Below are 12,764 nucleotides of genomic sequence, written 5' to 3'. Positions count from 1 at the left end.
CCATGCCCGATTGCCAACATGCGTATTTTACTAGCCGAAGATGACAGTGTCCTGGCCGACGGCCTGACGCGCTCTCTGCGCCAGTCCGGCTATGCCATCGACTGCGTGAAGAACGGGCAGGAAGCCGATACCGCCCTGTCGACGCAGGAGTTCGACCTGCTGATCCTGGACCTGGGCCTGCCTAAGTTGCCCGGGCTCGAAGTATTGCGCCGGCTGCGCGCCCGCGCGTCGCTGCTGCCGGTGCTGATCCTCACGGCGGCCGATTCCGTGGAACAACGCGTAACTGGCCTCGACCTGGGCGCCGACGATTACATGGCCAAGCCGTTCGCGCTGTCCGAACTGGAGGCGCGGGTACGGGCGCTGACCCGCCGCGGCCAGGGCGGCGGCTCCACCGTGGTCAAGCATGGCCCGCTCACCTACGACCAGGTGGGCCGCAGCGCCTATATCAACGAACAGATGCTCGACCTGTCCGCCCGCGAGCTGGGCCTGCTCGAGATCCTGCTGGCCCGCGCCGGCCGCCTCGTGTCGAAGGAGCAGCTGGTCGATCACCTGTGCGAATGGGGCGAGGAAGTGAGCAACAACGCGATCGAGGTCTACGTGCACCGGCTCCGCAAGAAGATCGAAGTGGGCGGCGTGCGCATCGCCACCGTGCGCGGCCTCGGCTACTGTCTCGAGAAATATCCCGGCGCCGCCGCGGCCGAAACGAAGTGAACGGGCCGACCGACAGGTCGGCCGCCGACGCCGGCCCGTCCGATGCGGCGTGGAGCCCGGCGCTCGAGGACGAAGGCGACATCCAGCATTCGCTGTTCGGCGAAATCCTCGACTGGATGCTGGCCCCGCTGCTGATACTGTGGCCGATGAGCATCGCCATCACCTATCTCGTGGCGAAATCGATCGCCAACCAGCCGTTCGACCATGCGCTGGAGGATTCGGTCACCGTGCTGGCGCAGCAGGTGCGCGAGGTCAACGGCGTGACCCGCCTGACCGCGGGCCTGCCCGGCCCCGCGCGCGACATCCTGCGCGCCGACGATATCGACAGCGTGTATTTCCAGATCCTGGGCCCGCAGGGCCGCTATATCGACGGCGACCGCGACCTGCCCCACCCCGACCCGGCGCCTGACGGCGAGACGACAACGCCCGGCACCGTGCACTTTCGCAACGCCATCCTGCACGGCACGCCGATCCGCGTGGCCTATGCCTACGTGAACCTGGAAGAAAACCGCAACCGCGCGCCGCGCCTGGCGCTGGTGCAGATGGCCGAAACGCTGGAAAAGCGCGCCAAGCTCGCCAACGAAATCATCAAGGGCGTGATCTTGCCGCAGTTCATCATCCTGCCGGTCGTGCTGGCCCTGGTCTGGTTCGCCCTTTCCCGGGGGCTGCTGCCGCTGGCGGAACTGCAGGAACGCATTCGAGCCCGCCCGATCGACGACCTGTCGCCCATCGCGCCGAACCAGGTGCCGGAAGAAATCACGCCGCTGGTCCGCTCGCTCAACGACATGCTGGCACGGCTGTCGCAATCGATCGAAATGCAGAAGCGCTTCATCGCCGATGCGGCGCACCAGATGAAGACGCCGCTGGCCGGCATGCGCATGCAGTCGGAACTGGCGCTGCGCCAGACCGACCAGCAGGAGATCCACCGCTCGCTGGAGCAGTTGGCGAAAAGCTCCGAGGCCGCCACCCGCCTCGTCAACCAGCTGCTGGCACTGGCACGGGCGGAAAACCAGCCGCAGGCCGGCACCGCGTTCGAGCCGCTCGACCTGGCCGAGGTGGCATGCAACGCCGTGCGCGACTGGGTGCCGGCGTCGTTCAATTACCGTATCGACCTCGGCGTCGAAGTTCCCGATGCGCCGGTGCTTATCGACGGCAACGCGGTGATGCTGCGCGAACTGCTGTCGAACCTGATCGACAACGCGCTGCGCTACACGCCGCAAGGCGGCAGCGTGACGGTGCGCGTCAGCGCCAATGAAGCCCCCGTGCCCGAAGAGGCCGGAGCGCCCGTGCTGGAAATCGAGGATACCGGCCCCGGCATCCCGCCCGCCGAGCGCCTGCACGTGTTCGAGCGCTTCTACCGCATCCTGGGCAGCAGCGCCGAGGGCAGCGGCCTGGGGCTGGCGATCGTGCGCGAGATCGCCCAGCAGCACGGCGCCGAGGTCGATATCTTCAGCAATCCGCGCGCCACCCATCCCAAATATCCCGGCAGCCTGTTCCGGCTGACGTTCCCGGCGCGGCCGCCGGCAACGCCCGGCGCAGAGGAGCCGCCCTACCATGGCTGATCACACCGACGACTACTGGCGCGGCACGCGCCGCCTTACCGCGATCCTGCTGGCGGCCTGGCTCGCCACCAGCTTCCTTGCCGTATTCTTTGCCCGCGAACTGGCCGGCCTGACGATCTTTGGCTGGCCGCTGTCGTTCTACCTGGCGGCGCAGGGCGCGTCGCTGGTCTACCTTGCGATCGTCGGCATCTATGCGTGGCGCATGCGCCGCCTCGATCGCCGGCAACGGGAGCGTGCTTGAAGCGCACTTTCAAACAGCGCCTGTCGCGCTACTATCTCATCTTCACGGCGTGCTTCGCGGCCTTCCTGCTGTCGCTGGCCGTGCTGGAAAGCGAAGGCATGCCGCGCGTGTGGATCGGCTACATGTTCATGTTCGCCACCATCGTGCTGTACGCGTCGATCGGGCTGGTATCGCGCACGTCGAACGTGTCCGAGTACTACGTGGCCGGGCGCCGCGTGCCGGCGCTGTACAACGGCATGGCCACCGCGGCCGACTGGATCTCGGCCGCCAGCTTCATCAGCCTGGCGGGCACGCTGTACCTGAACGGCTTCGACGGCCTGGCGTTCGTGATGGGCTGGACCGGCGGCTACGTGCTGGTGGCGCTGCTGATCGCGCCCTACCTGCGCAAGTTCGGCCAGTACACGATTCCCGATTTCCTGGCCGAGCGCTACGGCGGGCCGGCCAACGGCCGCGCGGTGCGGCTGTGCGCGGTGGCCGCCACGATCCTCGTCTCGTTCACGTATGTGGTGGCGCAGATCTATGCGGTGGGCCTGATCGCCTCGCGCTTCACCGGCGTGGATTTCTCCGTCGGCATCTTCCTGGGCCTGGCCAGCATCCTGGTGTGCTCGTTCCTGGGCGGCATGCGGGCGATCACGTGGACCCAGGTGGCGCAGTACATCATCATCGTGGCCGCGTTCCTGATCCCGGCCATGTGGCTGTCCGCCAAGCACAGCGGCAATCCGATCCCGCAGGTGGCCTACGGCAAGCTGCTGCCGCAGCTCTCGGCCCGCGAAGCCGCCCTGGCGGCGGACGAGAAGGAAACCGCCGTGCGCGAAGTGTTCCGCGAGCGCGCCGCGCAGTACCAGCAGCGCCTGAACGGCCTGCCCACGTCGTGGGAAAGCGGCCGCGCCGCACTGCAGCACTACCTGGACAGCGTGCGCCTGCGCAATGCCACGCTGCTGGAAATCCGCACCGCCGAGCGCGCGCTGACCGCCTACCCGAAGAATGCGGAAGACGCCGTGGCCATCTGGGGCGCGGCGCGCGACGAGAACCTGAAACGCGCGCGGCCGATCACGCCCCACGCGGTGCCCTTCCCCGGCGCCACCGGGGAACAGTCGGACATCAAGCGCCGCAATTTCATCGCGCTGGCATTCTGCCTGATGCTGGGCACGGCCGCGCTGCCGCACATCCTGATGCGCTCCTACACCACGCCATCGGTCGACGAAACCCGCGTCTCCGTGTTCTGGACGCTGTTCTTCATCCTGCTGATCTACCTGACGATCCCCGCGCTGGCCGTGCTGGTCAAGTATGACGTGTACAGCGCCCTGGTCGGCAGCAACTTCGCCGACCTGCCCACCTGGGTGTCGTACTGGGCCAGCGTGGACCGCGCCAACCCCTTGATCAGCATCACCGACATCAATGGCGACGGCATCGTGCAACTGGCCGAGATCGCCATCGACGGCGACGTGCTGGTACTGGCCACGCCGGAAATCGCCGGCCTGCCGTACGTGATCTCCGGCCTGGTGGCGGCCGGCGGGCTGGCGGCGGCGCTGTCCACGGCCGACGGCCTGCTGCTGGCGATCTCGAACGCGCTGTCGCACGACGTGTACTACAAGATCGTCGACCCGAAAGCCTCCACCCAGAAGCGCGTGACGATCTCGAAGCTGATCCTGCTGGGCGTGGCGTTCGTGGCCGCGTACTGGGCGTCGTCGAAGCCGGGCGACATCCTGTCGCTGGTGGGCGCCGCGTTCTCGCTGGCCGCCTCGACGCTGTTCCCGGGGCTGGTGATGGGCGTGTTCTGGCGCCGCGCCAACCACTGGGGGGCACTGGCCGGCATGGCGGCGGGTTTCCTCGTCTGCCAGTTCTACATGGTGCGCACCAACCCCACGCTGGGCGGCAGCGCGGCCGCCCAGTGGTTCGACATCGCGCCGATCTCGGCCGCCGTGTTCGGCGTGCCGGCCGGGCTGGCGGCGCTGGCGATCGTCAGCCTGCTCACGCCGCCGCCGGCGCCACGCCAGGCGGCACTGGTGCGGCACGTCCGGGCGCCGGAAACCGGCGAACCAAATAAATAGTGGCATCGTGACATTTGGCGAGAAAGCGGGACCGGAGCACGTGCTATGTTCTGCGCCCCGTCCTGATTGTCGATCCATGCCGATTCCCACCTTTTTGACGGCCGCCCTGCTGGCCGCCGCCCTGCTGCTTTCCGGCCGCGCGCACGCCGCGCCGCTGCCCGTGTAAGACTTTTTCAGCAACGCCGAGTTCGGCGGCGCCCTGCTCTCGCCCAGCGGGCGCCACCTGGCCGCCAAGGTCAGTACCGGCGGCGTACACGACCGGCTGGCCGTGGTCGACCTGGCGACGCTCGAGGCAACGATCGTGGCCTCGTTCTCCGACGGCGATATCGGCAACTTCCAGTGGGTCAGCGACAAGCGCCTGCTGTTCGACAGCACCGACAAGAACCGGGCACCCGGCGAAGTCAATGCCGCGCCGGGGCTGTTCGCGGTGGACCGCGACGGCAGGCACTACCGCCAGCTGGCGGAACGCCGCGGCAGCTGGGTCCGCAACGGCGATGCGGAACGGCTGCTGCCCTGGTATACCTACATGCTGCCGCAACCGGGCGCGCAGGATTCGGATGCCGTCTACGTGCGCAGCGTGCATTTCGAAACAACCGGCAGCGTGCTGGCGATCGAACTGCTGCGCCTCGATACCCGCACCGGCCGCGCCACCGAAGTGGACGAACCGGGCCATGTGCAGGACTGGTTGCTGGACGCACGGGGCGAGCCGCGCATGGCCACCACGCGCGAAGCGGGCAAGCGCACCGTCTGGCTGCTGGACGATGACAGGATGCGCGGCAAGTGGCGCGCGCTGAACACCACCGATGCCTGGCTCGATCTTGCCAACGGCTTCACGCCGCTGGACTTCACCTCCGACGGCCGCGTCTACGTTGCGTACCGCGGCACCGGCGACAGGACGGCGCTGCATACCCTCGATCCGGCAACCGGCAAGCTGAGCGCGGTACCAGTGATGGCGCTGGAGCGCCACGATTTCATCGGCCACCTGATCCAGGTGCGCGGCAAGCTGGCCGGCATCCGCTACAAGGGCGATGCGCTGGACACCGTGTGGCTCGATCCCGAGCTGAAAGCGCTGCAGGAAACCATCGACGCCAGGCTGCCCGGCATGGTGAACCTGGTCGAAGTACCGCGCCGGCCGGAAACGCCGTTCGTGCTGGTCACGACCTACTCCGACAGGCAGCCCGCGATCTTCCTGCTGTTCAACCGCGACACCGGCAAGTTCAGCCCGGTCGGCAAGTCCCATCCCCGGATCGACCGCCGGCAGATGGGCAGCCAGGAAAACGTGCTCTACACGGCACGCGACGGCCTGCCGATCCCTGCCCTGCTGACCTTGCCGCCCGGTGCCGGCCGCACGGACAAGCTGCCGATGGTGGTGCTGGTGCACGGCGGCCCGTGGGTGCGCGGCACCGAGTGGGGCTGGTCGGCGGAGGCCCAGTTCCTCGCCTCGCGCGGCTACGCGGTACTGCAGCCGGAATTCCGCGGCAGCACCGGCTATGGGGCGAAGCACTTCACCGCCGGCATGAAACAGTGGGGCCTGGCGATGCAGGACGACGTGGCCGACGGCACGCGCTGGGCGATCGAACAGGGCATCGCCGATCCGAAGCGCATCTGCATCGCCGGCGCCAGCTACGGCGGCTATGCCACGCTGATGGGCCTGATCCGCGACCCGGACCTGTACCGCTGCGGCATCGCCTGGGCCGGCGTATCCGATATCCGGCTGATGTACGGCACCTGGTTCCACAGTTCCGACCTGCCGGCGCAGTACATCCGCTACGGCATGCCGCAGCTGGTGGGCGACCTGGAGAAGGATGCCGCCCAGCTGGCCGCCACCTCGCCGGTGGCACAGGCGGCGCGGCTGCGCCAGCCGCTGCTGCTGGCCCACGGCAGCGCCGACCGCCGCGTGCCGCGCGTGCATGGCGTGCGCCTGCGCGACGCGGTGAGCGCCACCAACAGCAATGTCGAATGGGTCGAGTATGCCGACGAAGGCCACGGCTGGACGCTGCCGAAGAACCGCTTCGACTTCTGGACCCGCGCCGAAAAATTCCTCGGCCGGCACATCGGCACGGGCACGGGCACGGATACGAGCACAGGCACCGCAAAATAATCCGGCGCGGCCGGCGTGAATAACCCTGCTGGTGACATTCCGAGAGAAAGTGACGGGGGCCGCCATGGTAAGTTGGCGGCCTTGCCAACTTCACCACGTGTCATGTCACTGCGTATCCGCGTTTCCTTCCTGGCGCTGGCCGCCGCCCTGCTGGGCGCCGCCTGGGCAGCCCAGGCGGCCCCGCCGCCTGTCGCCGACTTCTTCGGCCCTTCCGCGTTCGGCGGCGCGCAACTGTCGCCCAACGGCCGGTACGTGGCGGCCAAGGTGCCCGGCGCCAGCGGCCGCGACCGGCTGGCCGTGGTGGAGCTGGCAACGTCGAAAGCGCAGGTGGTGGCCGAGTTCTCCGATGGCGACATCGGCGACTTCCAGTGGGTCAACGACGACCGCCTGCTGTTCGACAGCACCGACAAGGACGTGGGCGCGGGCGACGTGACGGCCGCGCCGGGCCTGTTCGCGGTGGACCGCGACGGCAGGAACTTCCGCCAGCTGGCGCAGCGCCGCGCCGATTTCATCACCACCCCGGCGGCATCGAAGCTGCTGCCCTGGCATACCTACATGATGCCGCAACGGGGTGCGCAGGATTCCGATGCCGTCTACGTGCAGAGCGTGAACTTCGCGCCCGGCGGCGGCGTGCGTTCGACCCAGCTGCTGCGGCTGGACACGCGCACCGGGCGCAGCAGCGGCGTGCCGCAACCGGGCAGCGTGCAGCAGTGGATGCTCGATGCGCGCGGCGAGCCGCGCATGGCCACCACGCTGGAAGACGGCAAGAACACGATCTGGCTGCGCGACGACAAAATGGGCGACAAATGGCGCCCCATCACCACCTTCGATGCCTGGATCGCGGAAGCCGGCGGCTTTTCGCCGCTCGACTTCGACAGCGAAGGCCGCCTGTACGTGGCCGCGCGCCACGGCAGCGACAAGACCGCCGTGCATACCTTCGACCTGGCGGCCGGGAAGATCGATCCGGTACCGCGGTTTTCCGTGCAGCGCTACGACTTTTCGGGCCGCCTGATCCGCAGCGGCGGCAAACTGGTGGGCGTGCGCTACCTGGGCGATTCGTATGCCACCGAGTGGCTCGATCCCGACCTGAAGGCGCTGCAGGAAACGGTGGATGCGAAGCTGCCCGGCCTCGTCAACCTGATCTCGATTCCACGCCGGCCTGAGTCGCCGTTCGTGCTGGTGACCACGTACTCGGACATGCAGCCGCGCGTCTATTTCGTCTACAACCGCGAGACCGGCAAGCTGACCGTGCTCGCCCAGTCGCAGCCGAAACTCGATGCCACGAAGATGGGCCGGCAGCAGCTCGTTTCCTATCCGGCGCGCGACGGCATGCAGATTCCGGTACTGCTGACGCTGCCCAATGGCGCGAAAACCACCGACAGGCTGCCGATGGTCGTGCTGGTGCATGGCGGCCCGTGGGTGCGCGGCGTTACGTGGGGATGGTCGGCCGATGCGCAGTTCCTCGCTTCGCGCGGCTACGCGGTGCTGGAGCCGGATTTCCGCGGCAGCACGGGCCATGGCGCGAAACACCTCACCGCCGGCTTCAAGCAGTGGGGCCGGGCGATGCAGGACGATGTCACGGATGGCACGCGCTGGGCGATCGAGCAGGGCATCGCCGATCCGCAGCGCATCTGCATCGCCGGCGCCAGCTACGGCGGCTATGCCACGCTGATGGGCCTGATTCGCGAGCCGGACCTGTACCGCTGCGGCGTGAACTGGGTGGGCGTCACCGACATCAGGCTGATGTACGGCGGCAGCTGGTTCCACACGTCCGACCTGCCGCCGCAGTACATCCGCTACGGCATGCCGCGGCTGATCGGCGACCTGGAAAAGGACGCCGACCAGCTGATGGCCGTGTCGCCCGTCGAGCAGGCCAGCCGCCTGCACCAGCCCCTGCTGATGGCCTACGGCGGCGCCGATCGGCGCGTGCCGCGCGCCCACGGCACGCGTTTCCGCGATGCCGTCGGCGCCACCAACAAGAACGTCGAGTGGATCGAGTATCCGGAAGAAGGCCACGGCTGGCGGCTGGCGAAGAACCGCATCGATTTCTGGACACGGGTGGAGAAGTTCCTGGACCGCAATATCGGCAGCGGTGCCGCGGGGCCGAAACAGGCCGACTGACAACGGCTGTGTAACAACAGCTGTAACAACAGCTGTAAACGAGACAGGGAGGCGGCATGGGTTACTGGGCCGATGAAATCGTCGTCCGCGAAGAGGTCACGCTGGAGGAGGCGCGGATGCTGGCCGCCGCCATGGTGGCCTGGCTGGCCGACAGGCGCATCATCGAAGACCGGCAATGCAATGGCTGTTTCGGCGACAACCCGTGCTATCCGCCCGGCCCCGATTACCTGCTGGCCTGCACCAATGTACAGCCAGGATATGGCAACAGCAACTACGCCTCGTTCTCCACGATCTGCACGAACGGCATGCGCGTGGTGGTGGGCCGGGAATTCTTGTGGAACAGTTCGGGCGATTTCCCGCCGGTGCCGTGCCCGCGCTGTGGCGGGGAAAAGTCGATCACCGCCTACACCGAGGCCGGTTTCGAGTGGCTGGAGGGCAAGGCGGAAGCACTGCAATGCGAGCATTGCAAGGAGATGAGCCCCTTGCCGGAATGGGAACACCCCACCGCCGGCTTTGCGGTGCTCGCATTCGAGTTTTTCAATTGGCCGGAGTTTAATCGCGAGTTCCTCGCCGAGTTCTCGCGCCGGCTCGGCCGCCGCATGTCGTACTTCGGCGGGCGCAAATGACGCACGATGGCTGGCGGCCATCGAAGAACCGCACGGCATTCGCGGCCGGACCGGCACTGCGCTGGTCCGCTTTTTATCATCATGCAAACGATATAGGGAAATGTCATGGGCGTGTACGTGGATACCATTCTCGACCGCGAAGTCGAGACGCTGGAACAGGCGCAGGAAGCGGCCGCCGCCATGGTGGCCTGGCTGGTCGACAGGCGCATCATCGAAGACAGGCAATGCGACGCCTGCTTCGGTGACGGACCGTGCTACCCGGCGGGCCGGGATTTCATGCTGGTCCACCAGACCGCCCCGGGCGATACCGGCACCGGCGCCGACGAGCCGTCCCATGCCGCCATGCGCGTGGCAATCGGGCGCGAATTCCTGTTCAGCCGGTCGGCCGGTTTCGACACCGTTGCCTGTCCGAAGTGCCGCAAGGATGTCGATATCAGGAATTACCTGGACGCAGGCAGCGATTGGCTCGAAGGCGGCCCCGATACCGTCGCGTGCCCCGATTGCGGCGCAACGAGCCCCTTGCGCGAATGGGAACACGACGGGTCGGGTTTCGTGATGCTGGCATTCGAGTTCTTCGACTGGCCGGAACCTTCGCCCGAGTTCATCGACGCGTTCGCCCGCAGGCTCGGGCACCGCATCACGTACTTCAGCGAGAAGCGGTAGCGCCAGGGTCCTGCGGGCGGCCAAATGGCGTTATGCTGGCAACTCTCATCCGACAGGGAGGTTGGCTATGGGTTCCGGAAAAATTCTGGTGGCACAGGGAGGCGGCCCCACCGCCGTCATCAACCAGTCGCTGGTGGGCGTGGCGCTCGAGGCGCGGCGCTTTCGCGACGTGACGCGGGTGTACGGCGCGCTGCACGGCGTGCGCGGCATCGTCGACGAGGAGTTCGTCGACCTCACGCGGGAAACCAGCCACAACCTGGAACTGGTGGCGGCCACGCCGTCGTCGGCGCTGGGTTCGACGCGCGACAAGCCGGACGACAAGTACTGCGCCGAGATCTTCAACGTGCTGCGCGCGCACGAGATCGAGCACTTCTTCTACATCGGCGGCAACGATTCGTCGGACACGGTGCGCATCGTCAGCGAACAGGCCCGCGCCGCCGGCTACCCGCTGCGCGCGATCCACATCCCGAAGACCATCGACAACGACCTGGTGGGCAGCGACCACACGCCGGGGTTCCCATCGGCCGCGCGCTTCGTGGCACAAGCGTTCGCGGGCGCGAACCTGGATAACGCCGCGCTGCCCGGCGTGTACGTGGGCGTGGTGATGGGACGGCATGCGGGCTTTCTCACGGCCGCCGCCGCGCTGGGCAAGAAATTCCCCGACGATGGTCCGCACCTGGTCTACCTGCCCGAGCGCACCTTCAGCATCGAGGCGTTCCTGGCGGACGTGAAGGCCATCCACGAGCGACATGGCCGCTGCGTGGTCGCGGTGTCCGAAGGCATCCACGATGCCAGCGGCAAGCCGATCGCCACGCTGCTGGCCAGGGAGGTTGAAAAGGATGCGCACGGCAACGTGCAGTTGTCCGGTACCGGCGCGCTGGCCGATCTGCTGTGCGACGAGATCAAGGCGAAGCTGGGAATCAAGCGCGTGCGCGGCGACACGTTCGGCTACCTGCAGCGCTCGTTCATCGGCTGCGTGTCCGACGTGGACCAGCGCGAAGCGCGCGAGGTGGGCGAGAAGGCGGTGCAATACGCGTTCTGGGGCGACCGCGACGGCTCCGTGGCGATCCGCCGCACCGGCTTCTACTCGGCCGACTATGCGCTGCTGCCGCTTTCCGACGTGGCCGGCAAGACGCGCACGATGGAAGACGAATTCATCGCGCCGTCGGGCACCGACGTGACCGATGCGTTCCGGCTGTACCTGCGGCCGTTGCTGGGGTCGGGCATGCCCGATGCGTTCCGGCTGCGCTGCGCGCGGGTGGCGAAGATCCTGAAGCCATAGAAGCCGGTTTGCGTTAGCGGCGGTGCACGTCCCGCCACGCCAGCATGTCCGGCAGCCGTTCTTCCTTGTCCGGATCGAAGCCGCAGGTGGCGTCGAACGTCGCCGGATTTTCGTAAGTGCCGAACAGCCAGTCCCACCACACGATGTCGCCATAGTTGTTCCTGTGGCGGCCGTGCTGGTGGTGAATGCGGTGCATTTCCGGCCGCTGGAAGAACCAGCCGACCCAGCGCGGCGTGCGCACGCTGGTGTGATAGAAGAATTCGCCCAGCGCCGTGCACAGTGTATAGACCGCGCCGGCCTCGGGAGAAAGCCCCAGCAGCGCATACACCAGCAGGCTGCCGATGATCGAATTGACGATCATTTCGATCGGGTGCTTGTAGAACGATGTGATGACTTCGATCCGCCGCGGGCTGTGATGGATCTGGTGGAACAGCCGCCACAGCAGGTCGGATTCATGGCGCGCGCGGTGCCACCAGTAGAACACGAACGTGGCGATGAAGTAGGCCAGCATGCCGCCCGCCGCCGGTCCCATGTGGTCCGACAGGTGGAACAGCGAAGCGGACGACGCCCAGCGCTCCCAGGTCACGCCGGCCGCCAGCACCACGGCAAGCTGCGCGGCGTTGATGGCCAGGACCCGCAGCGGCCACGTGCGGATGGATGGCAGGCGCCAGCCCGGGCGCAGGCGTTCGAGGATGAAACAGGCGGCAAAGACGATGAGGATGGTGGTCAGCATGATGGGTTCCGGTGAGTGGGAACTCCAATCATCATGCTGCGCGTGCCAGGCTGGCCACCCCTGTCTCGCATGTTGCATAATCGACCACCAGGGGTAGCGTGCTTCGCTACTTTCATGGCCTTGATGACGGTCGGGACAACAGGAACAAAGGACAACGGGAGCAAAGCATGGGATTTGGAAAGATCACCGCTGGCTTGCTTGTGGCGGGCGCGGCGCATTGCGCCATGGCGGCGCAGGCCGATACTTCGGCCGAACTGGCGAAGCTTTCCGGCAGGACCAGGCCGACCGCGACGCGCGGGACATCGACTGGACCATGGTGACCCCACGTGATGCCGAACGCGAACGGCGGGTAAAGGCACTGATCGCCGCCGACGCGCTGAAGAGCGGCATGGACCATCTTCACGCCGCGATGATCCTGCGGCACGCGCATGCGCCGGAGGACCACCTGCTGGCGCACGATCTCTGCGTCATCGAGCTTGGCAAGGGCGAGCACCTGGCAAATGGCTGGCCGCGGCCAGCCTGGACCGGTTCCTGACGACCATCGGCCGGCCGCAACGCTTCGGCACGCAATACCAGTCGTAGGGAGCCGGCGAACAATCGACGCTGTTGCCTGTCGATCCCTCCGTGCCGGATTCGCTGCGCCGCGAACTGGACGTGGCCGAAGCGAAGCAGC

11 protein-coding genes are annotated in these 12,764 nt (G+C 67.2%); 10 read left to right on the top strand and 1 reads right to left on the bottom strand.

From position 1 onward, the window contains the following. Positions 1-18: 18 nt before the first annotated feature. From GJV26_RS16385 to GJV26_RS16345, 9 genes are all read left to right on the top strand, one after another. Positions 19-711: a response regulator gene (locus GJV26_RS16385; protein WP_155709762.1), complete on the top strand. Its 693-nt coding sequence runs from the start codon at positions 19-21 to the stop codon at positions 709-711. Further along, a complete protein-coding gene (locus GJV26_RS16380) occupies positions 708-2,273 on the top strand; it encodes a sensor histidine kinase (RefSeq protein ID WP_173346097.1) in 1,566 nt (521 codons plus the stop codon). The genes GJV26_RS16385 and GJV26_RS16380 overlap by 4 nt, the downstream gene beginning before the upstream one ends. Next, positions 2,266-2,514 carry a DUF4212 domain-containing protein gene (locus tag GJV26_RS16375; RefSeq protein WP_155709761.1) on the top strand — a complete coding sequence of 83 codons (249 nt, stop codon included), beginning with the start codon at positions 2,266-2,268 and terminating at the stop codon, positions 2,512-2,514. Before GJV26_RS16380 ends, GJV26_RS16375 begins: the two co-directional genes overlap by 8 nt. Then, a complete protein-coding gene (locus GJV26_RS16370; RefSeq protein WP_155709760.1) occupies positions 2,511-4,565 on the top strand; it encodes a sodium:solute symporter family protein in 2,055 nt (684 codons plus the stop codon). The genes GJV26_RS16375 and GJV26_RS16370 overlap by 4 nt, the downstream gene beginning before the upstream one ends. A 268-nt stretch (positions 4,566-4,833) precedes the next feature. Beyond that, entirely contained in the window at positions 4,834-6,666 is a 1,833-nt protein-coding gene (locus tag GJV26_RS16365; protein ID WP_229427927.1) for an alpha/beta hydrolase family protein, read from the top strand. A gap of 102 nt (positions 6,667-6,768) precedes the next feature. Then, positions 6,769-8,787, top strand: coding sequence for an alpha/beta hydrolase family protein (locus GJV26_RS16360; protein ID WP_155709759.1), 2,019 nt, complete (start codon positions 6,769-6,771; stop codon positions 8,785-8,787). Positions 8,788-8,903: 116 nt separating this feature from the next. Continuing rightward, positions 8,904-9,413 (top strand): hypothetical protein, encoded by a 510-nt coding sequence (locus GJV26_RS16355; protein WP_155709758.1) that lies wholly within the window; start codon positions 8,904-8,906, stop codon positions 9,411-9,413. A gap of 105 nt (positions 9,414-9,518) precedes the next feature. Further along, the gene (locus tag GJV26_RS16350) at positions 9,519-10,076 is read left to right on the top strand and encodes a hypothetical protein (RefSeq protein ID WP_155709757.1); all 558 of its coding nucleotides are present in this window, start codon (positions 9,519-9,521) and stop codon (positions 10,074-10,076) included. Positions 10,077-10,143: 67 nt separating this feature from the next. Beyond that, complete coding sequence (locus GJV26_RS16345) at positions 10,144-11,358, top strand: 6-phosphofructokinase (protein ID WP_155709756.1); 1,215 nt, start codon at positions 10,144-10,146, stop codon at positions 11,356-11,358. A 13-nt stretch (positions 11,359-11,371) separates the two neighbouring features. On the opposite strand, the gene GJV26_RS16340 is transcribed toward GJV26_RS16345, so the two are convergent. Next, complete coding sequence (locus GJV26_RS16340; RefSeq protein ID WP_155709755.1) at positions 11,372-12,091, bottom strand: sterol desaturase family protein; 720 nt, start codon at positions 12,089-12,091, stop codon at positions 11,372-11,374. Positions 12,092-12,404: 313 nt separating this feature from the next. On the opposite strand from GJV26_RS16340, the gene GJV26_RS16335 reads away from it, so the two are divergent. Further along, positions 12,405-12,626, top strand: a complete 222-nt coding sequence (locus GJV26_RS16335; RefSeq protein WP_155709754.1) for a hypothetical protein — start codon at positions 12,405-12,407, stop codon at positions 12,624-12,626. Positions 12,627-12,764: the final 138 nt, after the last annotated feature.

The organism is Pseudoduganella dura (assembly GCF_009727155.1).
GTDB lineage: Bacteria > Pseudomonadota > Gammaproteobacteria > Burkholderiales > Burkholderiaceae_D > Rugamonas > Rugamonas dura.
This window is presented reverse-complemented; position numbering and strand designations above follow the sequence as displayed.

What these genes read in the sequence shown, in the direction of transcription:
- GJV26_RS16385 (WP_155709762.1), top strand. Translation starts at nt 19, where the DNA reads ATGCGTATTTTACTAGCCGAAGATGACAGTGTCCTGGCCGACGGCCTG.
- GJV26_RS16375 (WP_155709761.1), top strand. Translation starts at nt 2,266, where the DNA reads ATGGCTGATCACACCGACGACTACTGGCGCGGCACGCGCCGCCTTACC.
- GJV26_RS16360 (WP_155709759.1), top strand. Translation starts at nt 6,769, where the DNA reads ATGTCACTGCGTATCCGCGTTTCCTTCCTGGCGCTGGCCGCCGCCCTG.
- GJV26_RS16355 (WP_155709758.1), top strand. Translation starts at nt 8,904, where the DNA reads ATGCTGGCCGCCGCCATGGTGGCCTGGCTGGCCGACAGGCGCATCATC.
- GJV26_RS16350 (WP_155709757.1), top strand. Translation starts at nt 9,519, where the DNA reads ATGGGCGTGTACGTGGATACCATTCTCGACCGCGAAGTCGAGACGCTG.
- GJV26_RS16345 (WP_155709756.1), top strand. Translation starts at nt 10,144, where the DNA reads ATGGGTTCCGGAAAAATTCTGGTGGCACAGGGAGGCGGCCCCACCGCC.
- GJV26_RS16340 (WP_155709755.1), bottom strand. Translation starts at nt 12,091, where the DNA reads ATGCTGACCACCATCCTCATCGTCTTTGCCGCCTGTTTCATCCTCGAA.
- GJV26_RS16335 (WP_155709754.1), top strand. Translation starts at nt 12,405, where the DNA reads ATGGTGACCCCACGTGATGCCGAACGCGAACGGCGGGTAAAGGCACTG.